We start from the raw sequence: 22889 nt of genomic DNA, 5'->3' as shown, positions 1-22889 counted from the left end.
AGGCGTGGTCGCGGGGTCGGCCCCGGTGACGTGCTGAGGCGTGGTCGCGGGGTCGGCCCCGGTGACGTGCTGAGGCGTGGTCGCGGGGTCGGCCCCGGTGACGTGCTGGGTCGAGGTGGCGCGGACGGCCCCGGTGACGTGCTGCGCCGAGGTGGTGCGGTCGGCCGTGGTCACTTGCCGTTCTCCTGTCCGGCCGCTTCGCCGCCGACCTTCACGCCCTCGCGGGCCGCGAGCGCGGCGAGCAGGGCCTGGAGACAGCGGATGTCCTCGGCGGCGCCGGCCGCGCCGGAGCGGACCGGGGCGCCGTCGCGCACACAGGCGGCGAACTCTTCCAGCTGGCGGACGAATCCGGTGTCGTGGCCGTGCTGGAGGGTGGAGTCGTGGCGGACGCCGTTCTCCGCCCGCTCCACCCGCAGTGAGCTGCGTACATCGGTCAGGTAGGGCGCGGCCATGTCCAGCCGCAGCCGTCCGTCGCGGGCCAGCACCGCGATCTCCTCGCCGTACTCGGGGTGGTCCGGCAGCCAGTTCCAGTTCATGACCAGCCTGGCCCCGTCGCCCAGGTCGCCGGTGGCCAGCAGGCACGGCGGCTCCCCCGCGACGGGCCAGGGCCACAGCTCGGCGGAGTCGAAGGCGGTGGGCAGGGTGAAGCCGAGGGCGCGCAGCACCGACAGCTCGTGGATGACGGAGCCGTTGAGGACGTCACGGTAGTAGCCGGCCAGGGCGGCGGGGACCTCGCCGAGGGCCTCGGCGGTGCGGGCGGCCTCGTAGGCCCGCGCCTCCTCGATCACGGTCGGGTCGGCGTCGTCGGCGGGGCGGGTCATGCGCAGGTGCTCGACCTGGGGCTCGTCGGCGGGGTGCAGGACGGTGACGCGGACGGTGCGCGGGGTGTCGAGCGCGGCCAGCTCGGCGGCGGCGACCTCGGTCAGCGGGTCGTACATCTTCATGTAGCCGACCTGGAGGACCAGGCCCCTGGACTCGGCGAGCGCGCCCAGCTCGGTGGCCTCGGCGACGGTGAGGGAGAGCGGCTTCTCGGCGAGGACGTGCTTGCCGGCCTCCAGGGCGGCGCGGGCGGCCTGGGCGTGGGTGCCGGGGGTGGCCAGCAGGACGGCGTCGATGTCCGGGTCGGCCAGGACCGTGCCGTAGTCGTGGGTGGAGCGCACGCCCGCACCGGCCCCCGCGGCCACCTCGGCGGCCCGGGAGGGTGACAGGTCGCACACCGTGGCCAGCTCGAAGAGCGCGCCCAGGCGCCGGACGGCGGGCAGGTGCACCGACTGGGAGATGGTTCCCGCGCCGATCACGGCGAGGCGGAGGGGCGAGCGCACCGACATCTGAGACTTCCTTGGCTCTGCGGACTGAAGGCGGCACGGAGGAACACGGGACGCGCGCCCTGGGGCAGGACGCGCCCGAAGACGGCACGCCCCTGAAAGGGGAACACAAGATTCCGGATCCTCGGTGCTGCTCGGATCATGCAGCAGATCAGACCAGATAGTCCAGAGTTTGCACCAGATTGATATCTGGTCCGACAACTGGTTGCTCTGGTACTTTCCTGTCGTGACCGAACACGACACCCCGCCGGGGGCGGGGCCAGCCGTTCAACTCGCCCACCAGGAACTGGCGCAGCTCCTCGATCGCCGGGTCTGGGTGCCCGGCAGCCGGCTGCCGGGCGAGCGCGCCCTGGCCGCCCGGGTCGGGGTGAGCCGCAACAGCCTGCGGCAGGCTCTGGCGACACTCGAATCCGAGGGGCGGGTCCACTCCTCCGCCCAGCGCGGCTGGTTCGTCTCGACGGATGTGGTCAGTGAGCCCCCGAGCCTGCTGCGGAGCTTCACCGACATCGCCCGCGAGCGCGGACTGCGGCCCACGGCCCGGCTGTTGCACCGCACGGTGCGCCCGGCGACCTACGACGAGTCCGCCCGGCTGCGGGTCGCGCCCGCCTCCGAGGTCCTGGAGATCTCCCGGGTCCGCGGACTCGACGACGTACCCGTCTGCGTCGACACCACGGTGCTGATCCGGTCACGGGCCCCGGGCCTGGAGACCGCCGACCTCACCGACCGCTCCCTCTTCGCGGCGCTGGAGGAGGTCGCCGGGATCCGTGTGATGCGCAGCACATACACGGCCCAGGCGATCGGCGCCGACCCGGCGACGGCCGAGCTGCTACGCCTCCCCGCCGGCGCTCCCGTCCTGGTCGGCGAGGAGGTCACCTGCGATCCGCAGGACATCCCGGTGCTGCTGGGCCGCGCGGTGTACCGAGGTGACGCTTACCGCTTCGAGGCGACGTTGCATCGGACGGCGGACTGAGGGCGGGTGGGGCGGGGCTGCGAGCCATGATCGGAGTCGTGCGTGGGGGCCGTACATGGGAGCCGGGTACGGGACCCGCGTACGGGACCCGCGTACCGGAATCGCGTACCGGAATCGCGCGCGAAAGCTGCGCCGGCGAGCCGCGTCCGAACGCCCCGCAGGGAGCCGCGCGGGAGAGCCGCGCACGAAAGAGGAAGGCACTGTGAGCACCACCGAAGTCACCGCCGCCCTGGATGTCGGCGGAACCAAGATCGCCGCGGGTCTGGTGGCCGCCGACGGCACCGTAGTGCACCGTGAGGAGCGGCCCACGGCGGTCGAGGGCCGCTTGCGCGACCCCGGTCTGGCCGGGACCGTGGCCGCCGCGCGCGCCCTGCTGGCGGAGGCCGGACGGCGTGGGCTCACCGTTGTCGCGCTGGGCGCCGGCTTCCCCGAGTACGTATCCGCGGACGGGCTGCTGACCAGCCGTGAGGTACTCGCCTGGGACGTCCAGCCGCTGAAGCTCCTGCGCGCCGAGCTGCCCGGAGCACCCGTCACGGTCGGCTCCGACGCGCGCTGCGGGGCGCTCGGCGAGGCCCGCCACGGCGCCGGGGCGGGCCTGGACAGCTTCTTCTACGTGTCCCTGGGCACCGGGCTCTCGTCCGCGCTGGTGCTGGGCGGAACTCCGGTACCGGGGCGGCGCGGTGAGGCCATCGCGCTGGGCGAGTTCGAGGTCCCGGCATCGGTCGACCCCGGCTGGCGGGGCAGCCTGGAGGGTTACTGCTCGGGACGCGGCATCGGCGACCGGCGCACCGCCCTCGGCGGGGCCACCACGCCGGGCGCCCGCGAGGTGGCCGAGCTGGCGGATCGCGGCGACCCGGTCGCGGCGCACGTCCTGGCCAGCGCGGGAGCGGCTCTGGGGGCCGTACTCGCGATGACCGTACGGCTGCTGGACCCCGCCGCGATCATCCTCGGTGGCGGCCTCGGCACGGCGCGGGGGCCGTTGCGCTCGGCGATCGACTCCGCCTACACCGAACGCGCCGCGGCCCGCCCCGACGCCCCGCCCCTGCTGACCGCCGCCCTCGGCCCGGCCGCGGGCCTGATCGGCGCGGCCTGCCTGGGCACGGCCTGAGGGAAACCGGCGGCGCCCGCGCTCGGCGGGGCGGCTGGACGAGGGTGCGTACGGGCGCTCCCCTCCCTTGCGGGCCGAACCGGACGAGAGGCTCAGGGCCACAAGAATCGGTGCCAGGTCTTGGGCTGTCCGGCACAACCGAGTGCGTACCGGCACCGTGACGCGCTGGCCCCGGAGGCGGCGTCGACGCAGGTGGCCCGCCAGCCAGGCGTGGCCTGGAGCCGTGCCCCCACCCCCGTACCGCGGCAGATGCCACGCCCGGTGAGCCGCCGAGCTGCGACGAGGGTGCCGCCCTCACCGACCCCTGGGCGGTAGAGGTCGGCAGGCTGGGCGGCTCCGCGCAGATCAGCACGGCACGGGGCGACATCCGGATCACGGAGGCCGTGCGCGGCACGGTCGTGCTCCGCACCCAGTCCGGCGATATCTCGGTCGCCGCCGCGGCGGGCGTCTCGGCCACCCTGGACGCCGGCACCGACCACGGCCGCGTCAGCGACGCCCTCAAGAACGACGGCACCGCCGAACTCGGCATCCGCGCCACCACCTCCCGGGGTGACATCGACGCCCGCAGCCTCCGAAGGGGCAGAACGAGGACTGCCCGGCCGGGCCCACCGCTATCGGGTTCCGGCCCGTCGTCGCCGAGGCCCCGCCTCCGGGGTGGCCGGGCGGCGCCCGGGTTCAGGGGAGGCCCGGTGGCCGGTGGATCTCGCGGAGTCCCATCGCCGCGGGAGGCGGGAGAGGGGCGGGGCGCTGCGCCTGGAATGCCTGGAAGAGATAGGCGAGCAGGCGCCGGGAGGCGGCGAGGGCGATCTCCCGGGGTTGTCCGACGAAGCCGCTGTTGGCCAGGAGCAGGAGGGTGATGTCTGCGGGGTCGAAGTCGGCGCGCAGTTGTCCGGCCTCGCGGGCGCGCTGGACCAGCCGCGCCAGGCTCTCTTCGGCGCGGTCGCGTTCGCGTTCGTGATCGAGGGAGCCGGGGAACTGGTCCAGGAATACGGGGGTGAAGCCGCGGTCGGTCACCTGCGTGGTGCACACCTCCTTGAGGAAGGTGTACAGGCCGCGCCCGGGATCAGGGTCGGCAAGGGCGTCGTCGAGGGCTGCCGCGCACAGGGCGAGTTGCTCGGCGAAGGCGGCGGTGGCGAGCGCGGTGCGGGTGGGGAAGCGGCGGTAGAGGGTGGCCACGCCGACTCCGGCGCGACGGGCGACGGCGCTCATGGGGGCGTCGATGCCCTGGGCCGCGAACACCTCGCGCGCGGCTTCGAGGATGCGTTCCCGGTTGCGCCGGGCATCGGCGCGCAGGTCCGCCGGGTCCGCGTCGCCGGGCACGTCACCGGTGGGCACCTCGCCGGTGGGCACGTCGCTCGCGGGCACGTCACCGACGGGCCCGGACGGCTTGTGAGACGGCTGAGCAGGCAATGTCTCTCACTTCGAGCTAAACGGACGAGGTCGTCCACTTACCGGTCTAGCGTGAGCGTACCAGCGGGCGCACACAGCGCCCGTGCGGCTCCGAGACGCGACACGGGACGAGATCATGAGCGACATGCGCGCAGCCCTCTTCGACCGCTACGGCCCCCCGGAGGTCCTCTACGTGGGCAGGAGGCCGACGCCCGTCCCCACGCCCGACGAGGTGCTGGTGCGGGTGCAGGTGGCCGCCGTCAACGGCGGGGACCTGCTCGGCCGGGCCGGGAAGGTGCGCCTGGTGACCGGTCGCGCTGTCCCCCAGGCGAGCGGAATCGACTTCGTCGGGGAGGTCGCCGAGGTCGGTCCGTCGGTCACGGGAGTGCGTGCCGGGGACCGGGTGTGGGGGCTGCTGGGGCGCAGGACGGGCAGCATGGCCGAGTACGTCGCCGTACGCCCCCGCCAGATCGCCCCCGCCCCGCGGAATCTCACCCCGGTGCAGGCCGTCTCCCTGCTCGCGGGCGGGACGACGGCGGTGACCGCCCTGCGTGAGAAGGCCGTCATCAAACCCGGTGAGCGGCTCCTGGTACGTGGGGGCAGCGGAGGTGTGGGCAGTGTCGCGGTGCAGCTCGGCAAGCTCTTCGGTGCCCATGTCGTCGCTCTCGCGGGCGCGAAGAACCTCGACTTCGTCCGCGGCCTGGGCGCCGACGAGGCATTCGACCACCGCACGGCCCGCCTTTCCGAGCTGGGCCGTTTCGACGTCATCCTCGACACCGCCGGCACCCGGCAGTCCCGCGTACGCCGCCTGCTGGCACCCGGCGGGCGCATGGTCGCCGTCACCATCGACTTCGACAGGATCCTCGCGAGCCTTGCCACCATCCTCGCGTCGAGCGTCCACGGGAGCGGACGCATACGCGCCTTCAGCGGCAACCCCGGCACCGGGCTGCTGACCGAGATCACCCGCTACGCGGAGCGCGGCGACATCGTCCCCGTCGTGGACACCGTCCACCCTCTCGACCGGATCGCCGACGCCCACCGGGCCCTGGAAGCCGGTGGCGTCCGCGGCAAGCATGTCGTCCAGGTCGCCTGAGGGGGCGAACACCTCGGCGAGCCACCCGGCGGACAGGAAGACGCCCCCCTCGTCCCGACCAGGCTTCCTGAAAGGCGGTTCCGCATGAGGCCGGGTACTCCCGGCACTCAACACAAAGACGCGCTCCCCGTTCTCACCGGAGAGGGGGGTCAGGTCCCTTCCCCGGAAGCACCGCCCGTAACTGCCTCGAACGGGACGTCGCTGTTGAGGTAGCGCCCCGGCGAGATGCCGACCGTTCGCCGGAACGCCGCGAGGAAGGCGCTCGCTGTCGCGTAGCCCACGGTGTGCGCGACCCGGGAGACGGGCTGGCCCTCCGCGAGCAGGGGAAGGGCTGCGCGCAGCCGGACATGGGTGCGCCAGCGGTCGAAGTGCATGCCGGTGTCATGGACGAACAGCCGGGTCAGGGTGCGTCGGCTCACCCCGATGGCCCGTGCGTGTGCCTCAAGACTCCGGGTGTCCGCGGGGTTGGTGAGCAGCGCGTCCGCCACGGCGCGAACGCGGTCGTCGGTGGGGTGCGGGACATCGATGGGGGTGGCCGGGAGCGGGCGCAGCAGATCCACGACGACCGCTTCGGCCCGTAGCCGCTCGCCGTCGGGAAGGGTTTCGCGGCTGAGGTGGGCGATGAGATGGGCCAGCAGGCCGTCGACGCCGACCGGTGTGGGGACGGCCCAGTCCAGCTCGCATCTGTCGGGTTCGAAGTAGAGGCTGCACAGCACCGCCTCCCGGGTCGCACCCGTCCGGTGGACCACTCCCCCGGGCAGCCACAGCGCCCGGCTGGGCGGCAGGACCCAGTACGCGTCTCCGACGGCGACGCCCAGCACACCACGCCGCGCCCAGGCCAGCTGGTGCTGTGGATGGCTGTGCGGGACGAACCACTGCCCGTACGCCATCGGAAGGTTCCCGACGACGATCGCACCCACCCCGGGCGGTACGGCACTCACGACGGCCTTGGTCATGGCTCCGAGTCTAGGTCCGTCCATGTCCTCAACGCGATATGACCTGGCCCCGTAGCGCATCGCGGACAGCGAGGCCCGCGCATAGCGTCGTGCGCATGCCGATCGATCACCCACCGCGCCCCGGGCGCCACCGCAGTGCACAAGGGCCGTTCACCAGGACGGGAGACATGGCATGAAGCCGGTACCGGCCACGGGCGAGGCGCTCGGGCGCCGCGGTCCGGCGCTGGTGGTGCTGTGCTTCGTGCAGTTCATGCTCGTCCTGGACGACAACGTGGTGAGCGTGGCGCTGCCCAGTGTGCGGGAGGATCTCGGCTTCAGCACCGCGGGTCTGGCCTGGGTCGTCAACGCCTACTTCCTCGCCTTCGGAGGGCTGTTGCTGCTCTTCGGCCGCATGGCCGACCTGCTGGGCCGCAGACGCGTCTTCCTCACCGGTGTGGCGCTGTTCGGCGCGGCGAGCCTGGTCTGCGGGCTCGCGCAGGAGCCCTGGCAGCTGGTGGCCGGGCGGTTCGTGCAGGGCGCGGGAGCGGCCATGGCCAGCCCGGCCGCACTGGCCCTGATCGCGCTGCTGTTCCCCGGTACGAAGGAGCGTGCCAGGGCGTTCGCCGTCTGGGGCGGCATCGCGGGCCTCGGCGGCACCACGGGTCTGGTGATCTCCGGTGTGCTGACCGGCCTGGCGTCCTGGCGCTGGATCTTCCTGATCAACCTGCCGGTGGCCCTCGCGGCCGTCGTGCTGCTGCCGCGCCTGGTCCCCGAGAGCAGGTCGGGGCGCGCGGTGCGCCTCGACGTACCCGGTGCGGTTCTCGGCACCGGTGCCGTGGTCTGCCTGGTCTACGGCCTCCTCCACAGCGGGGAGTCGGGCTGGGGCGAATCGGCCACGGTGGGCCCCCTGGTCCTGGCCGGGGTCCTGGCCGCCGCGTTCGTCGCGGTCGAGACGCGGACCGCCGAGCCGCTGGTGCCGTTGGCGTTCCTGTCCTTCCGCTTCCGCGCCGTCGCCAATGGGGCGACGCTGCTCTTCTCCGCCGCGATGTACGCGATGGCCTTCCTGCTGATGGTGCATCTCCAGACCCTGCTGGGCTACGGCCCGCTCACGGCCGGACTCGCCTATCTGCCCTATGGCGCGGGCATCCTCGCGGGCATGTGGCTCTCGTCCAGGGCAGTGGCACGGCTCGGCATGCGCTCGGCTCTCGTCCTGTCGTTCCTGATCAGCGCGGCCGGACTGCTGCTGCTGTCCGGGGTGGCGCCGGGCGATGGCTACGCCTGGGGAGTACTGCCCGGGATGCTCGTCACCAGCCTCGGAAACGGACTGGCGCTGCCCGCCCTGACCATCGCCGCGCTCACCGGCACCACCGAGGAGAACGCCGGACTCGGATCGGCCGTCCTCAGCTCCGTCCAGCAGGTCGGCGGCGCCGTGGGGGTGGCGGTGCTCGTCGCCCTGGCCGCACGGGAGGACGGCACCGCGCACGCCGCGACGGAAGGCTTCCGGCTCGCGCTGATCGTCGCTGCCGCCCTCCTCGCACTCGGCGCCGTCCTCATAGCCGCTCTGCTCGGGAAGAATCACCGCCCAGCCGATGCGCTCGATGCCGCACCGACTCCGGTCGGCCGCGCCTAGCCACCCCGCCCTTGGAGCGCCGGTCAGTGGGGTCGCGGGCCCACCGGGCGAGTGGGGGCGCCGGGGAGGTGCTGGTCGGCGCTGTCGGTGTCCAGAACATCCTGGACGGTGAGGTAGCTGCCGGAGCGGTGGTCGGCGGCGCCGTCCAGCAGGGCCATGACGGCGTCCACGGCCCGGTGGACGGGGGTGCCGTGTCCGTCGGCGAGCTGGTTCCGCACCCAGGTGCTGCGCCGCGCGTGCCACGGGGAGACGGGGGCGGCGGCGAGAGCCGTGGTGCTCAGTCCGATCGGCAGCAGGCCCGGGTGCAGGCTGAACGCCTGGATGTTGTGTGCGCGTGCCTCGTACGCGATGTTCTCGATGTACTTGATCCCGGCGGCCTTCGACACCGAGTACGCGGACAGGGTGGGCCATCGATGGTGTCCGGCGGCGCTGCTGATGCTGACGATCCGTCCGGAGCCCTGACGGACCATGTGCGGCAGGACGGTGTGGGCGGTGGCCGCGGTGGCGAGGAGGTTGGCGCGCACCGCGGACCACCAGTCGTCCAGGGGCAGTTCCCAGGTCGGGCCGACCGGTCCCTCGACACCCGCGTTGGCGATCAGCGCGTCGATGCGTCCGTGGGCGGCGATGAGCTGTCCGGTGGCCTCCTCCGCACCGGCGGGGTCCGCCGCGTCACAGACCAGGGGCACGACCTCGGCTCCGGTGGCGGCGAGCCGGTGGGCCAGGGCGTGCAGTGTGTCCGATGTACGGGCGGTGATGCCCAGGCGGGTGCCTCGGGCGGCGAGTGACTGGGCCAGGGCGGTCCCCAGGCCGCCGGTCGCTCCGGTCAGCAGGACGACGGGGCCGGTGGGCGCCGCTGTCGTTGTCGGTGTCATGGCGTGCTCCTGGATCGGGGGCGCGGGCACGGCAGTCGCCGGGCGCGGGCTCACCCTCCCTGCCCGGAGGATTCGGCGAACTCCCGCCGCAGGGCCGGGCGGTCGAGCTTGCCCACCGGGGACAGCGGCAGGTGGGTGACGAAGTCGATGGTGCGCGGGACCTTGTAGCGGGCCAGCAGGGTGCGGCAGTGCTCGATGAGTTCCTCGCTGCTGGGGGCGGCCCGGGGGCTGTCGAGGACGACCAGTGCGTGGGGGACCTCGCCCCGGTCGGGGTCGGGGCGGCCCAGTACGGCGACGTCCCGCACCGCCGAGTGACAGCGCAGTGCTTCCTCGACCTCTCCTGGCTGGATGGTGTAGCCGCCGGTCATGATGGCGTCCTTGCTGCGGCCGACGATCCGTACGCAGCCGTGGGCGTCGCGGGTGGCCAGGTCCCCGGTGTGCAGCCAGCCGTCGCTGTCGGCGGCCGGCTGGACCTGCCGGGAGGTGTTCCGGTATCCGGCGGTCACCTGCGGCCCCCGGACCCACAGTTCACCCTCCTGCCCTCGGGGACTCTCCGTCTCGGGGTCGGTCGGGTCCACGACCTTGACCTCAACTCCGGGCAGCGGCACGCCCACACTGTCGAGGCATCGCGGGAGGTCTTCGGCCGCGCACAGTCCGGCCCCGGACAGCTCGGTCATGCCCCAGCTCTGCACCAGCGCGATGCCCGTGCGCTGCTGCCACTGCGCGCGCAGTGCCTGGGGCGCCTGCTGGCCTCCGCTGAGGCACCGGCGCAGGTGCGGTAGGGCGGGCGGGCTGTGCTGCTGGAGCGGGGGTGTGCGCAGGATCCGTGCGTACAGGGTGGGGACGGCTTCGAGGATGGTGACGCCGTGGCTCTGGAGGAGCCGCACCCACTGTTCGGGCCCGCAGGAGGCGGAGACGATGAGGGTGGCTCCGGCCAGCAGGGTGCTGACCGCGGCGAGGTGGCCGTAGGTGTGGGCCAGCGGCAGCGGGACGGCCACCATGTCCTGGGGTCGGCGGTGCCGGCGGTGCCAGATGCCGGTGGCCAGGTACAGCGACCGCTCACTCTGTACGACGCCTTTGCAGGCCCCGGTGCTGCCGGAGGTGTGCATGATCAGGCATGGGTCCTGCGGGTGGGGGGTCTGGACGGCCGTGGGCATGGGCGCGGGGACTGCCGGTGCCGGCAGCGCTGTGGGCCGGGCGGCGGGGTCAAGGGTGTGGACGTGGGTGGACAGGCGCAGTTCCCGGCACAAGGCGGCCATCTCGTCGGCGCGCTCCGGTGTGGTCAGCAGGTGCCGTGGCCGGGAGCTGGTCAGGACCTTGGTGATCTCGGCCCGGGTGAGCGCGGCGTTGAGCGGCGCGACGACCGCGCCGCTCTTCAGTGCGCCCAGGTAACCGCCCAGCCAGGCGGCGCTGTTGGGCAGCAGCAGGGCGGTGCACAGCTCCCCGGCCGCCTCTCCCGATGTGTCCCCCGGTGCCTCGGCGTGGTCACCCAAAACCCTGGCGATCCGATCGGACCACAGGTCAAGAGCGCTGTAGGTGACGGGGCCCAGGTCGTCCACCACAGCCGGGCGGTCGGCCCCGCTGGTGAGGGCGGTCAGGAGCTTTTGCCGGAACATGCGATTCCTTCGGGGGTGAGCAGCGGAAGCTCGGCGATGTCGACGGCGGAGGCGTTCGCGCGGCCCACGGCCGGCCGTGCGGAGATCAGGCAGGGGTTGAACCGTTCCTCGATGCACATCACCGGGCCGGCGGCCGCGTGCAGGAGGTAGGTCTTGGCCGCACAGCGCAGCGCGTCGCCGGTCAGTGGCCAGCGGGAGGTTCCGACACGCAGGATCCGCCGCCGGGGAAACAGGCCGACCGCGGCCAGCGCGAAGCCGATCGGGCGGGTACGGTCGGTGGCCACCTGGTCGATGCGCCGGTCCACGCCGAGGCGCAGGACCATGGTGTTCTCCGACACCGCTTCACCGGCCGGCAGGGCCAGAGTCGTACGCCGGATCAGGAACCGGTCCGCCGCAGTACTGTCCAACAAGGCGCCGACCACAGGAGATACGGAGCCGCTGGCCACGGTGGACAGGTGTGTCACCCGTACCTCCAGGGGCGTGCCGAGGGTTGCCTCCAGCAGCGGGGTGGTGAGTCCGTCGCTGATCAGGAGCATGCGGGTGGCGGCGGAGTCGAAGGCGCGGACCGCCCGCGCGAGACGCTCCCGCTCCGGTGCGGTGGTTAAGGAGGCTGGGGTGGCTGCGGCGATGTTCGCCGCACCAGGGGCCATCGAGGGCACGGAGTCCACAGAGCGCGCAGGCATGGCCATAGGGGCCTTCCGGGTCGACGGGAGTCATCATGCGCGGCAGATGATCTCCCCACGCGCGGCAAACGCTATAGAACGCACGAAGACACCTGAGCCCCCACGTCAACCGGCTCCGGCCGAAGACGCGCACCGGACACGGGGGTGAGAGCGCCGAAGCATGGCTGTGGCCCGGCCGGACCGAGCGAGCCCGGAAACACACATTCACCCATATCAGCTACAGCACAGGCCCCATGACTCCGGTTCGCCGCCCGTCGGTCGGGCTCTGCGGCCGGCCGAGTGCGGTACTGGCGTGGCGGACGGCTGCCGCCACGTCGGTCAGAGGAGACGTCGGAGGGTGCCCAGCCCCAGCAGAAGAAGAAGCGGAAGCAGCAGAAGAAGAAGCGAAGTCACATCACGCCACGGCGGTCCCCTCAAGCTCGACCAGTTGCCCGGGGATCGCCAGTCGGGTCACCCCCAGCATCGTCGTGGTCGGCGCCACCCCGGCGGCGCCCAACCGCGCTGCCAGCACCCCGTAGTGCTGGAACAGCACATCGACGTCCGTCGTGTAGACGTTGAGCCGGACCAGGTTCGCGAGAGACATGCCGGCCTCGCCGAGCACGGCCTCCAGGTTGTCGATGCTCAGTGTCAACTGTGCCGCCATGTCGCCGTCATGCCGGGGCCTGCCGTCGCCGCCCGTCGCCGTCTGACCCGAGATGTACAGGGTCCGGGTGTGCCCGGTGACGACCTCACCCTGGTTGAATCCCAGGTCCGCCGACCATGTCACCGGGTTGACCGCCGTTCGTTCCACTGTCACATCAGCTCCGTTCGATTCGCTGGAAGTACGCACATCAGCCGTGCGCCGATGTCGTGTCAGTGAGCCGAGCCTCCCAACAAATCACGACACCCTCGGTCACGTATTCCGGTAGCGTTCCGGCATGCGTGCCGACCGGCTGATTTCACTGGTGCTCCTGCTGCGCCAGCGCGGTCGGATGACCGCGGACACGCTCGCCCGTGAGCTGGAGGTGTCCACTCGTACCGTGCTGCGCGACATCGAGGCGCTGTCCGCCGCCGGTGTCCCGGTGTATGCCGAACGCGGACGGCACGGCGGTTTCGCGTTGCTGCCCGGTTTCCGGACCGAGCTGACGGGGCTGAACCACGACGAGGCCCTCGCCCTGCTGACCGCCGGATCGGCGCGCGGGGAGAAGGTGTTCGGGCTCGGCTCGGCGCTCGCCTCGGGTATGCGCAAGGTGGTCGACGCACTGCCGGAGAGCCACCGGGCCACCGCGAGCGACGCGGCCCAGCGCTTCCTCGTCGACCCGGAGACCGACCTGCTCTCCCGCCGGCTCGTCACTGAGCGGGTACCGGACACCACCATGATCGAGGTCCGGCGCGCGGTGCTCGCCGGGCACAAGCTGCGCATCCACTACGCGGCCGCGGGCCAGCGCCCGAAGTGGCGCACGGTGGATCCGATCGGCCTGGTCACCGTACGCGAGCAGGGCTACTTGCTGGCCACGAGATCGGGTGCGGACCGCACCTACCGGTTGTCCCGGGTCCTGTCCGCCGAGGAACTCCCCGACCCGGCACAGCGGCCCAACCGCGTCGATCTGGACCGGATCTGGCGTGAACGCTCGGCGCGGTTCCTCTCCGGCGGGGACCACCTCACCGTGCTGGTACGGGTGGACCCGGCGCGGCGGGAGGATCTGCTGGACACCGTACTGGCCGTCCGCGCGGAGGAACCCGACGCCGATGGCCGGCTGCGGCTGGAGGTGACCTTCCAGGATCCGCGACACGCCGAATGGGCGCTGTGGCGGCTCGGCACGGACGCCGAGGCCCTGGCCCCACAGTCCTTGCGCACCTCCCTGCACCACCGCGCCACCGCGATGGCCACCCACTACGCGGACTCAACGGAGGCATGCGGAACGCCTGCGGACTCTGTCGAGTGAGGGCGAGTCCGGCGGCGGTGCGGAAAAGAGAGTGACCGCCGGACCGGGCGTCGCTAGTGTCCTCTGCCGACGCCTATATGGGTGGTGGAGTTGCTCTCTCTCGGTTCACGGCGCTCTGCGGTGCGTTCGCTGTTACGGCTGTGGCCGTACGTGAGGCCGGTGCGGGGCCGGTTGTTCGTGGCGGTGCTGCTGGCGGTGATGGCTTCGTGCCTGGCTCTGGTGGTGCCGTTGGTGCTGAAGTGGCTGGTGGACGGTCCGGTCAGCGACGGAGATACGGCGGGGATGTGGCTGGCCGGCGGACTCCTGCTGTTCCTGGGGGTCGTCGAGGCCGGCGTCTTCGGGGTGCGTCGTCGGCTGGTGGCGCGTCCGCTGGCGGCGGTCGAGGCATCGATGCGCGGCCGGCTCCATGACCACCTCCAGCGTCTGCCCGTCGCGTTTCACGACCGCTGGTCGTCGGGCCAGCTCGTGTCGCGAGGCACCGCGGATCTCCAGTCGTTACAGGGCTTTCTGACGCTGGCACTGCCGTTCCTGGTGGTCAACGGCGCCACACTGCTGGTGGGCTGCGTACTCCTGCTGGCACAGCAGTGGGTGCTCGGTCTGATCCTGCTGGCTCCCGTGCTGCCCCTGCTGGCGCTGTGTTCCTTCCTTGAGACGCGCTACGGGCTCGCGGCACGCCGGGCGAGGGAACAGGCCGGCGATCTGACCACGATGGTGGAGGAGTCGGTGCTGGGCTTCCGGGTCGTCAAGAGTTTCGGCCATCACCACAGGCTGACTCGGGCGTTCCGGCAGCGGGCGCTACGGATGCGCGGTACGGAACTGGCCAAGGCTCGTCTGCTGGCAGCCCTGTCCACGCTCCTCGCGGTCCTCCCGGACGGGTCGCTGGGGGCCGTACTGGTGCTGGGCGCGGTGGAGGTGGCTGACGGTGTGCTGTCGGCCGGGACCCTCCTGGCCTTTCTCGCCATCGCGATGGAACTGCGCCCCGCGGTCGCGTCGACGGGGTCGCTGCTCGCGATGAGCAGCGACGCGGCCGCCGCGGCCGACCGCTACTTCGAGGTGATGGACGAGCCCGCCCCGGCCGAGCACACGCGGGCGCGCCTCACCCACCGAGCCGGGCCAGGGGCGGAGACCGAGGACGGGTCCGGGGCAACCGCGGCCGACCTGGTCATCGAGGACGTGGAGTTCCGCTACCCGGACGCGTCGCCCGGTGATCCGCCGCTGCTCCAGGGCGTCAGTCTGCGGATAGCGCCCGGCGAGACCGTGGCCCTGGTGGGCGCCACCGGCAGCGGCAAGAGCACCCTGGTCGCCCTGGTGCCCCGCCTGCACGAGCCGACCGGCGGCCGGATCCTCCTCGACGGGACCGACGTGACGGCACTGACACGCGCCGGGCTACGGCGTCAGGTCGCGGTCGCCTTCGAGGAGCCCTCGCTGTTCTCCACGACGGTCGCCGAGAACGTACTGCTGGGAGGCGGGCACGCCGACGAGGCGGATCTCGCCAGGGCGCTGCGCATCGCCCAGGCGGACGGCTTCGTCCAGACGCTCCCGGACGGTGTCCTGACCCACGTCGGCGAGCAGGGCATGAGCCTGTCCGGCGGCCAGCGTCAGCGGCTGGCGCTGGCTCGGGCCGTCGTCGGCCGGCCCCGCCTGCTCGTCCTCGACGATCCGCTCTCCGCGCTGGACATCCACACCGAATCGCTCGTCGAAGCGGCGCTGCGGCAGGTGCTGGCCACCACGACGGCCCTGGTCGTCGCACACCGGCCGTCCACCGTGCTGCTCGCCGACCGGGTCGCGCTGCTGTCCGGCGGCCGGATCACCGCTGTCGGCACCCATGACGACCTCCTGCGCACCTGCACCGAATACACCTCCCTGATGAGCACGTTGGCGGGCTACGGGGGTGACGCGCCGTGATCCGATCGGGCACCGGGCATCACGGCGACCCGTGGGAGACGGACGCCCCCGAGGGAGCGGCCCGATCCCTGCTGGCGTCCCTGCTGCGCCCGCACGCGCGCCGCCTGTGGCTGGCCGGGGCCCTGGTGCTGCTCCAGCGGGGCGCGGCGCTGACGGGCCCGCTGCTGGTGGCGTACACGATCGACCGAGCGGTTCCGGCCTGGAGCGGGGGCGACCGTGGGCCGATGAGCACCGTCGCGATCGGCTACCTGTTCTGCGCGGCGGCCTCCGGCGCCCTCCAGTACGCCTTTGTCGCGGTGTCCGCCCGGATCGGCCAGGATGTGCTGCTCGACCTGCGGGTCCGCGTGTTCGGGCACGCCCAGGGACTGGGTCTGGACTTCCACGAGCGCTACACCTCGGGCCGTCTCACCTCCCGGCTCACCACGGACGTCGAGGCGCTGCGCGCACTGCTCGACGAGGGGTTGGCGGCGATCGTCACCGCCGCCGTGTCCACCGTCTGCATCACCGCCGCGCTGCTGTATCTCGACCCGCCCCTGGGTGTCGCGGCGGTGCTGGTCATGGGACCGCTCGCCTGGACCATGCGGTCCTTCCGGCGCCGTTCGACGCGTATCTACCGCAGGAGGTCGAGCGCGATCGCCGCCGTCATCGCGAGACTCGCCGAAAGCCTGGGCGGCATCCGTACGGTCCAGGCGTTCCGGCGGGAGGGCGCCAACTCGGCCGCGTTCGCCGTCCTCAACGGCGAGCACGAGCGGTCGAACGGCGATGCCGGTCTGGAGATGGCCCGTTATGTCACCTCCTCACGGCTGGTGGCCAACGTCGCCGTCGCCCTGCTGGTGATGTGGGGTGCCTCCCGGGTCGTCTCCGGCGGACTGGAGCTGGGGGTGTTCGCCGCAGCCGTCCTCTACCTGCGGCAGCTCTACGACAACCCCCTCAGGCTCGGCGGGGTCGCCGACGCCCACCAGTCGGCGACCGCGTCCCTGGAGAAGCTCGCCGCGCTGCTCGCCCAGCGGCCCACCGTCCCCGAACCACCCGACCCGAGGCCCCTGCCGCCACTGGCGGCCCACAGCCGGGGGCGCTCGGTGACTTTCGAGAACGTGAGCTTCGCCTACCCCACCGGCAGGCCAGTACTGTCCGGCTTCAGCCTTCGCATCCCCGCCGGTCAGACCGTCGCCGTGATCGGCGCGACCGGGGCCGGCAAGTCCACCGTGGCCAAGCTGCTGGCCCGCTTCCACGACCCCGTGGCCGGACGCGTCCTCATCGACGGGGCGGACCTGCGGCAGCTGTCCACAAGTGAGCTGCGCCGGACGGTGACCATGGTGCCGCAGGACGCTTTCCTCTTCTCCGGCACGGTGGCCGAGAACCTCGCCATGGGACGGCCCGAGGCCGATGCCGGGGCGCTCCTCCGCGCGGCGCGGGACATCGGGGCGCACGACGTCATCGCCGCGCTGCCGGACGGCTACGACACCGACGTCCGTGCCCGCGGCACCCGGCTCTCGGCGGGCCAGCGGCAGCTCATCGCCCTGACCCGCGCCCTGCTCGCCGAACCCGCCATCGTGATCCTCGACGAGGCGACCTCCTCCCTCGACCTCCCCACCGAGCGCACCGTGCACCACGCGATGCGCACCATGCTCCGCGACCGCACAGCCCTGGTCATCGCCCACCGCCTGTCGACCGTCCAACTCGCGGACCGGGTGCTGGTGGTGGACGACGGACGTCTGGTGGACGACGGTTGAGGCCCGAGGACGGATCAACCGCCGTGCCCTGACTTGGCGTTGACAGTCACCGTGATCGGCGCGACGGTGAAGGTCCTCTTGTGATCCGAGACCGGAGGTCCCCTTGACCGGTTCGTCAGTACCTCGTTCGGACACCGATCTCGTCGAACGCGCGCGTGGGCTCCGGCCGCTCATCCGCGCGCACGCCGCGCGCACAGAGCGACAGCGGCGGGTGACGGGCGAGGTCGTCGAGGCTCTCACGGGCGCCGGGATCCACCGGATGAACGTCCCGCGCCACTACGGGGGTTACCAGTCCTCGCTGCGGACTCAGGTCGACGCGCTGAGCGAGGTCTCCGCCGCGTGCGGGTCGGCCGGGTTCATGGCGCTGATCCAGGCCGGGTGTGCGTTCATCGCGGCCCTGTTCCCCGACGAGGCGCAGGACGAGATCTTCACCCGTCCCGATGTACGGGTGGGTGGCACCCTCATCCCGGGTTCGAAGGCCGTTGTGGTGGACGGCGGCTATGTGGTGAGCGGAAACTCACCCTTCGCGACGGGCTGTCAGGACGCCGACTGGCATCTGCTGACCGCGCTGGCCGACACCGGGGAGGGCCCGCCGGAGGTGCTGTGGCTGGCGATCCCCATGTCCGAGCTGACGGTGCTGGACGACTGGGACGTCTCCGGGCTGGCCGGGAGCGGCAGCAACACCGTCGTGGCCCGGGACGTCCATGTGCCCGCCCATCGGGTCCTGCCGGTGGGTCCGTTGCTGGCGGGCGCGTTCCCGTCGCGGCGAGGCAGCGACGATCCGTTCTACCGGATGCCGGTGCTGCTGATGTTCTGTGCCTGGGCGGCGGCCGGCGCCCTCGGTCTGGCGCGGGCGGCTCTGACGGAGTTCGGGGAGCGCATCCATCAGCGGGGCATCACCTACACCTTCTACGAGCGTCAGCACGAGGCCCCGGTGACGCATCTCCAGTTCGCCGAGGCCGCGATGAAGGTCTCCGCCGCGGAACTGCTCACCGGCGACTTCGTGGCGCTGATCGAGTCCAGGGCGGCCGGCGGAGAACCGTACACGACTCAGGAGCGGGCCCGGGTCAGGGCACAGTGCGGGTATGTGACCCGGCTGTGCAAGGAGGCCGCCGACCTGATCGGGTCCGCTTCGGGTGCCTCGTCCCTGCACCGGGAGGCACCGCTCCAGCGGATCGTGCGGGACCTGAACGCCCTGAGCCTGCACTCGTTCGTCAACCCCGCCGCCAACCTGGAGCTGTACGGCAGGGTGCTGTCGGGGCTCGACGCGGGGACGCCCTTCCTCTAGGAGTGCTTCAGCGCACCGGGCCGTTCAAGAAGGGCGCTTCAGGGGATACGGGCTCCCGCGCCGCTGACCTGGACGCGCGGGTCGCCCGCCCGCAGGGTCACGGTCAGCTCGCCGGGGCGGCCCATGTCCTCGCCCTGGTGCAGGGTGAGGACGGTGTCCTCGGGGACGAGGCCCAGCTCGCGTGCGTAGGCGCCGAACGCGGCGGCGGCAGCGCCGGTCGCCGGGTCCTCCACGACACCGCCGACGGGGAAGGGGTCACGGACGTGGAAGACGGTGGCCGACTCCCGCCACACCAACTGGACGGTGGTCAGGTCCAGGCGGCGCATCACGGCTTCGAGGCGTGTGAAGTCGTACGCGAGATCCGCGAGGCGTTCGCGTGTCGCCGCCGCGAGAACGAGATGGCGGGCACCGGCGAAGGCGATCCGGGGCGGGAAGGCCGGGTCGAGATCGGCGGACGGCCAGCCGAGCGCGGCGAGCGCCTCCGCGAGGTCGGCCGCGGCGATCTCCTCGATGTGCGGCTCGACGCTGGTGAGGGTGGCCCGGACCGTCCCGCCCTTCCCGGTCACCTCCACGGGCACGGTGCCCGCGCGCGTCGCGAACAGCAGCTTGCCGGGGCCGGTCCGCTCGGCGAGTGCGACGGCGGTCGCGATGGTGGCGTGCCCGCAGAACGGCACCTCGGCCCTGGGGCTGAAGTAGCGGATGCGGTACGCCCGCCCCTCGTCACCGCCGAGTCCCTCCGGGGGCGCAGTCAGGAACGCGGACTCCGAGTAGCCGAGATCGGCGGCGATGGCCAGCATGTCGCTGTCGCTGAGGGCGGTGGCGTCCAGGACGACGCCTGCCGGGTTGCCGCCGCCCGGGTCGCTGGAGAAGGCGGTGTAGCGCAGTACCTCGGGTCGCGGCGCGTTCGTGGTCATGCCGGTGGCAACGCGGGGTGTGGCCGTGGTCATTCCCGGGTGGGGGCGGGTCCGTGCGCTGGTCGCCTCGCGTGCTCGTGCGGGCGTACCACTCGCCGGGTCGGCCTCATCCTTCGCGCGGTGTGGGCCATTCCTGCCCAGGGCCGGGGCGTGGAGTTGCCGAGGGATGTCCGGTCATGGGCTCGGCGGCGGCGGATTCCGCGAGCGGAGGCGGGGGAGGTGTCGCCGGGGTGGGGGCGGCCGCGAGGAGGCTGACGTCGTCGCGGGCCCAGTCGAGGGGGAACCGTTCGGCGGCCGCGTACAGGGCGGTGACGGCGGCCTGTGGCGCGGGCTCGCTCAGGTCGGCGAGGACGCGGGCGACCCGGTCGCCGCCGAACTGCTCACCGCTGCCGCTGCGGCCCTCGGTGAGGCCGTCCGTGGACAGCACCAGCAGATCGCCGGGTCCCAGGCGCGTGGTGCGGGTCTGCCAGGTGCCGGGCGGGGCCGCCAGGAACGGGTGGACGAAGGGGCCGGTGGTCTCCAGGCGCTCGACCGTGCCGTCGGCCCGCCGCAGGAAGGGCTCCTCATGACCGGCGTTCACCCAGTGGACAGTGGTGCGTTCCGGGTCCAGGACGGCGATGGCCAGGGTCGTGAAGCGTTCTTCCTCACCGGCCAGGGCGTGGTGCGCGGCGCGCACCACTGCCTCCAGACCGGCACCGAGCCGCAGGCTCACCATCACGACGCTCTTGAGGCGCACCGCCAGCAGTCCGGCGGCGACCCCGTGCCCGCAGACATCGCCCAGGAAGACGGCGGTGGTCCCGCCGAGGAGCGGCACGGCGCCGAGATAGTCGCCCGCGATCAGGCCCTCGGCCGCGCGCACATCGCCGGCCACCACGACCCCGGGTCCCGGCTCCTCCAGGTCGGCCAGGATCTCGCGCAGGCCCCTGACCGCGGGCCCGATCTGGACGAGGGCCTCCTGGTCGCGGCGTGACTGGCGCTGGGAGTGGGCCAGACTCTCGCGTACGGCTTCGGCCTCCCGCGCCAGGCGGCCGATCCATCCCGGGCTCCGCCCGGGCGGCGTCCCGGCGGACGGGTCACCACGGGCCGCGCGCCGCAGCTCCCGGGCGAGCGCGCCCGCGGGGGCGAGATAGCGGCGTTCCAGCAGCGCCGCCGCTGCCACGGCCGCGGCCAGCAGCGCGGCGGACAGGCCCAGGACGTAGTACATCACCCCGTGTATCTGCCAGGAGGTGGCTTGCACGTCCCGGCCCCTGTGCTGCTCCAGCAGTGCCGCGAGCACGGTCACCCGGGTGTCGACCGCGGCGTAGGTGCCCTCGGCGGGCTCCGCGCCGACGGCGGACGCGGGCTGCGCGTACACCCGTACGAGGTCCGCGGCCGCGCCGGAGCGGTCGTGCTCCAGCCACCGGGCGACACTGCGGTCCAGGTCCCTGGCCTTCGCGTTCACCTCGGTGTCCGCGCCGGTGATCAGGTGGATCAGCTCCTTCAGGTGCTTGCGCAGCGACGCGCGGGCTACCGGGAGCAGTTCCTGGCCCGCCGCTCCGGCCAGTGCGGCGGCCCGCAGGTCGCCCGCCGCCGACTGAGCCGCGACGAGTTCCGCGACGGCCGGTCGCCAGCGGGTCTCGATCCGGTGCGCTGCCTGCTCGTGGTGTGCGTTCAGCACCAGCCCCACCACCGCGACACCGACGGCCAGCACCGCCGCCACCCCCACCAGGGCGGCGAGCAGCGACCTCGATCCGGTCAGACGACGCAGCGACAGCACCCGGCCGACGCTACCCACGACCGAATCCCCGGCCTGCGGCACCACGCCGGGACCGTCGGCAGTGGGCGGGCGAGGCCCCGGCTCAGGGGGCGGTGGGGGCGGCCTTCGGTCGGGTGCGGGACGCCGGGACCATCAGGTACGCGTCGACGGGATCGACACGGTCGACGGGATCGCCGGGCTTGCCCGGGTGACGCGGCCACCGTCCGTGCGGTCGGCGGCGGTGGGCGGGGACCGCTGCGGCTCGCGAGGGCCATGGCGCGGTCCCGCGAGTTCCGCTGCGCGGGTCCGGCCCTGTGACCCCGTACCCGCTGTGCGTCTGCCGTCGCGCGGGCGGGCATGGTCCCGCGCCCGCGCGACGGCATCCGGCCGGCTACCGCCTGCGCGGGGCCAGCTTGAACAGGGCGACTCCGGCCGCCACCAGCGTGGTGGCCGCGACCAGCATCGCCATGCTGTTGAGCCACAGGCCGGTCGCGGCCAGCGTCGCACCTCCGGTTCCGGTCGTCCCGGCGCCGATCACTCTTCCGTACATCGTGCTTCTCCTAGATCGATTCAGGTGGATTGAGGGTGGCCTACGTCGCCACCCACTTCTCCTCGCTGCGGCGCATCAGCCCCCACAGCGAGGTGAAATAGACGGCGTGCTGGAAGAGGTCGTAGAGCATCTCCGGGATCATCAGCGCCGCGACCAGGACGGCCCGCGGCCCCGCGCGCCGTACGGAGACGGTCTTCTCCACCACGAAGATCAGGCCGATCGACGTCCAGAACGGAGAGAATCCGGGCCAGCCGTACAGCGTGGTGTACATGGCCATGTAGACCAGGTAGATCAGGAAGGACAGTGCGCCGAAGCCCATCAGGAACTGCTGGAGGAAGTAGCGGGCCGTGACCCGGGTCCAGCCGTAGTCACGCAGGTTCTCCAGGGCGCCGCGCTGCCAGCGCAGCCGCTGGTGCCACAGCTTGGGCAGCGTCGGCATGACCTCGGTGGTGACCGCGCAGCCGGCCGGGGACATGGTCCGGTAGCCGAGGGTCTTCACCGCCTTGGTCATCTCGTCGTCCTCGGTGAGCGAGGCGAGGCTGTAGTAGTCGGTGCCGCCGCCGATGCGTCCGCTGCGTCGGGCGGCCCGCACCTCGCGCAGCACCCGGGCACGGAACATGGTGCCGGTGCCGGTGAGGACCTGGGCCTTGCCGCCCGTGCGTTCCAGCTCCCAGGCGTAGCGGTGGAACTCCATGCGCTGGAGCAGACCGAGGAAGCCGCCGCCGTCCTCGCCGTAGAAGACCCCGCCGACGGCACCGACCTTGCGGTTGAAGGTGCCGAGCGCGGTCTCGGCGAACCAGGGGTTGAGTACGGTGTCGGCGTCCTGGACCAGCAGCACGTCACGGTCTTCGAGGTGGGGCAGCACCCAGGAGATGGCCTGGTTCAGGGCGCCGGCCTTCTTGTGGGTGTTGCCCTCGGTGTGGAAGACCTCGGCGCCATGGGCGACGGCCACGGCGGCGGTGTCGTCGGTGCAGTTGTCGGCGACGACGATGATCAGGTCGGGCCGCCGGGTCTGGTTCCACAGGCCCTCGATCGCGTCGGCGATACGGTCCGACTCGTTGTGGGCCGGGATCAGGACGGCGAGCCTGGGCGCGACGTCAGGATCCTCCGGCGCGGCGTGCGCACGGCGCGCGGCATGACGGCGCACAGCCCCAACCCCCCGTCATGAACACCGCGGCAGATCCGGCAATGCGGTAGCCGGATCCGTAAGTGATCCAG

General features: G+C 72.6%; 19 protein-coding genes and 1 pseudogene. 9 read left to right on the top strand and 11 right to left on the bottom strand.

Features of this window, described 5'->3' with window-relative positions; translation table 11 throughout:
- Positions 1-170 precede the first annotated feature (170 nt).
- On the bottom strand, positions 171-1328 hold the full coding sequence (locus ACFRFC_RS01285; protein WP_382679873.1) for a Gfo/Idh/MocA family protein: 1158 nt from the start codon (positions 1326-1328) through the stop codon (positions 171-173).
- A gap of 223 nt (positions 1329-1551) precedes the next feature.
- Between ACFRFC_RS01285 and ACFRFC_RS01280 the strand changes: the two genes are divergently transcribed.
- The 3 genes and pseudogenes from ACFRFC_RS01280 to ACFRFC_RS01270 form a co-directional block, all read left to right on the top strand.
- A complete protein-coding gene (locus tag ACFRFC_RS01280; protein ID WP_382679871.1) occupies positions 1552-2295 on the top strand; it encodes a GntR family transcriptional regulator in 744 nt (247 codons plus the stop codon).
- Positions 2296-2497: 202 nt separating this feature from the next.
- Positions 2498-3403 (top strand): ROK family protein, encoded by a 906-nt coding sequence (locus ACFRFC_RS01275; RefSeq protein WP_382679869.1) that lies wholly within the window; start codon positions 2498-2500, stop codon positions 3401-3403.
- Between the two features lie 311 nt (positions 3404-3714).
- Positions 3715-3975 (top strand): annotated as a pseudogene (locus tag ACFRFC_RS01270) (DUF4097 family beta strand repeat-containing protein); the annotation flags it as partial.
- A 103-nt stretch (positions 3976-4078) separates the two neighbouring features.
- On the opposite strand, the gene ACFRFC_RS01265 reads toward ACFRFC_RS01270, so the two are convergent.
- Positions 4079-4813 (bottom strand): TetR/AcrR family transcriptional regulator, encoded by a 735-nt coding sequence (locus ACFRFC_RS01265; protein ID WP_382679867.1) that lies wholly within the window; start codon positions 4811-4813, stop codon positions 4079-4081.
- Between the two features lie 115 nt (positions 4814-4928).
- Here ACFRFC_RS01265 and ACFRFC_RS01260 point away from each other — a divergent pair, with 115 nt between their 5' ends.
- A complete protein-coding gene (locus tag ACFRFC_RS01260; RefSeq protein ID WP_382679865.1) occupies positions 4929-5885 on the top strand; it encodes an NAD(P)-dependent alcohol dehydrogenase in 957 nt (318 codons plus the stop codon).
- Positions 5886-6034: 149 nt separating this feature from the next.
- On the opposite strand, the gene ACFRFC_RS01255 is transcribed toward ACFRFC_RS01260, so the two are convergent.
- Complete coding sequence (locus ACFRFC_RS01255; RefSeq protein WP_382679863.1) at positions 6035-6841, bottom strand: helix-turn-helix domain-containing protein; 807 nt, start codon at positions 6839-6841, stop codon at positions 6035-6037.
- Between the two features lie 172 nt (positions 6842-7013).
- Here ACFRFC_RS01255 and ACFRFC_RS01250 point away from each other — a divergent pair, with 172 nt between their 5' ends.
- On the top strand, positions 7014-8450 hold the full coding sequence (locus ACFRFC_RS01250; protein WP_382679861.1) for an MFS transporter: 1437 nt from the start codon (positions 7014-7016) through the stop codon (positions 8448-8450).
- Positions 8451-8473: 23 nt separating this feature from the next.
- Here ACFRFC_RS01250 and ACFRFC_RS01245 read toward each other — a convergent pair whose 3' ends face one another.
- From ACFRFC_RS01245 to ACFRFC_RS01230, 4 genes are all read right to left on the bottom strand, one after another.
- Positions 8474-9322, bottom strand: coding sequence for an SDR family NAD(P)-dependent oxidoreductase (locus ACFRFC_RS01245; protein ID WP_382679859.1), 849 nt, complete (start codon positions 9320-9322; stop codon positions 8474-8476).
- A 50-nt stretch (positions 9323-9372) separates the two neighbouring features.
- On the bottom strand, positions 9373-10938 hold the full coding sequence (locus ACFRFC_RS01240) for a class I adenylate-forming enzyme family protein (protein WP_382679857.1): 1566 nt from the start codon (positions 10936-10938) through the stop codon (positions 9373-9375).
- Complete coding sequence (locus ACFRFC_RS01235) at positions 10917-11621, bottom strand: hypothetical protein (RefSeq protein WP_382679855.1); 705 nt, start codon at positions 11619-11621, stop codon at positions 10917-10919. Before ACFRFC_RS01235 ends, ACFRFC_RS01240 begins: the two co-directional genes overlap by 22 nt.
- A 394-nt stretch (positions 11622-12015) precedes the next feature.
- Complete coding sequence (locus ACFRFC_RS01230; protein WP_382680169.1) at positions 12016-12411, bottom strand: RidA family protein; 396 nt, start codon at positions 12409-12411, stop codon at positions 12016-12018.
- Between the two features lie 127 nt (positions 12412-12538).
- Here ACFRFC_RS01230 and ACFRFC_RS01225 point away from each other — a divergent pair, with 127 nt between their 5' ends.
- The 4 genes from ACFRFC_RS01225 (at position 12539) to ACFRFC_RS01210 (ending at position 18472) form a co-directional block, all read left to right on the top strand.
- Entirely contained in the window at positions 12539-13546 is a 1008-nt protein-coding gene (locus ACFRFC_RS01225; protein WP_382679853.1) for a helix-turn-helix transcriptional regulator, read from the top strand.
- Positions 13547-13627: 81 nt separating this feature from the next.
- Complete coding sequence (locus ACFRFC_RS01220; protein ID WP_382679851.1) at positions 13628-15451, top strand: ABC transporter ATP-binding protein; 1824 nt, start codon at positions 13628-13630, stop codon at positions 15449-15451.
- Positions 15448-17184, top strand: coding sequence for an ABC transporter ATP-binding protein (locus tag ACFRFC_RS01215; RefSeq protein WP_382679849.1), 1737 nt, complete (start codon positions 15448-15450; stop codon positions 17182-17184). The genes ACFRFC_RS01220 and ACFRFC_RS01215 overlap by 4 nt, the downstream gene beginning before the upstream one ends.
- Before the next feature lie 103 nt (positions 17185-17287).
- On the top strand, positions 17288-18472 hold the full coding sequence (locus ACFRFC_RS01210; protein WP_382679847.1) for an acyl-CoA dehydrogenase family protein: 1185 nt from the start codon (positions 17288-17290) through the stop codon (positions 18470-18472).
- A gap of 38 nt (positions 18473-18510) precedes the next feature.
- Here the strand turns inward: ACFRFC_RS01210 and ACFRFC_RS01205 are convergent, their stop codons facing one another.
- From ACFRFC_RS01205 to ACFRFC_RS01190, 4 genes are all read right to left on the bottom strand, one after another.
- Entirely contained in the window at positions 18511-19386 is an 876-nt protein-coding gene (locus ACFRFC_RS01205; protein ID WP_382679845.1) for a PhzF family phenazine biosynthesis protein, read from the bottom strand.
- A 106-nt stretch (positions 19387-19492) separates the two neighbouring features.
- Positions 19493-21160: a PP2C family protein-serine/threonine phosphatase gene (locus tag ACFRFC_RS01200; protein ID WP_382679843.1), complete on the bottom strand. Its 1668-nt coding sequence runs from the start codon at positions 21158-21160 to the stop codon at positions 19493-19495.
- 352 nt (positions 21161-21512) lie between these two features.
- A complete protein-coding gene (locus ACFRFC_RS01195) occupies positions 21513-21671 on the bottom strand; it encodes a hypothetical protein (protein WP_382679841.1) in 159 nt (52 codons plus the stop codon).
- Between the two features lie 40 nt (positions 21672-21711).
- On the bottom strand, positions 21712-22818 hold the full coding sequence (locus tag ACFRFC_RS01190; protein WP_382679839.1) for a glycosyltransferase: 1107 nt from the start codon (positions 22816-22818) through the stop codon (positions 21712-21714).
- Positions 22819-22889 lie beyond the last annotated feature (71 nt).

This window comes from Streptomyces sp. NPDC056734 (genome assembly GCF_042790455.1).
In the GTDB taxonomy this organism is placed as follows: Bacteria; Actinomycetota; Actinomycetes; order Streptomycetales; family Streptomycetaceae; genus Streptomyces.
The sequence above is the reverse complement of the archived record's forward strand: the minus strand, read 5'-3'. Positions and strand labels throughout refer to the sequence as shown.

What these genes read in the sequence shown, in the direction of transcription:
- ACFRFC_RS01235 (WP_382679855.1), bottom strand. Translation starts at nt 11,621, where the DNA reads ATGCCTGCGCGCTCTGTGGACTCCGTGCCCTCGATGGCCCCTGGTGCG.
- ACFRFC_RS01260 (WP_382679865.1), top strand. Translation starts at nt 4,929, where the DNA reads ATGAGCGACATGCGCGCAGCCCTCTTCGACCGCTACGGCCCCCCGGAG.
- ACFRFC_RS01250 (WP_382679861.1), top strand. Translation starts at nt 7,014, where the DNA reads ATGAAGCCGGTACCGGCCACGGGCGAGGCGCTCGGGCGCCGCGGTCCG.
- ACFRFC_RS01285 (WP_382679873.1), bottom strand. Translation starts at nt 1,328, where the DNA reads ATGTCGGTGCGCTCGCCCCTCCGCCTCGCCGTGATCGGCGCGGGAACC.
- ACFRFC_RS01225 (WP_382679853.1), top strand. Translation starts at nt 12,539, where the DNA reads ATGCGTGCCGACCGGCTGATTTCACTGGTGCTCCTGCTGCGCCAGCGC.
- ACFRFC_RS01205 (WP_382679845.1), bottom strand. Translation starts at nt 19,386, where the DNA reads ATGACCACGAACGCGCCGCGACCCGAGGTACTGCGCTACACCGCCTTC.
- ACFRFC_RS01195 (WP_382679841.1), bottom strand. Translation starts at nt 21,671, where the DNA reads ATGTACGGAAGAGTGATCGGCGCCGGGACGACCGGAACCGGAGGTGCG.
- ACFRFC_RS01240 (WP_382679857.1), bottom strand. Translation starts at nt 10,938, where the DNA reads ATGTTCCGGCAAAAGCTCCTGACCGCCCTCACCAGCGGGGCCGACCGC.
- ACFRFC_RS01245 (WP_382679859.1), bottom strand. Translation starts at nt 9,322, where the DNA reads ATGACACCGACAACGACAGCGGCGCCCACCGGCCCCGTCGTCCTGCTG.
- ACFRFC_RS01255 (WP_382679863.1), bottom strand. Translation starts at nt 6,841, where the DNA reads ATGACCAAGGCCGTCGTGAGTGCCGTACCGCCCGGGGTGGGTGCGATC.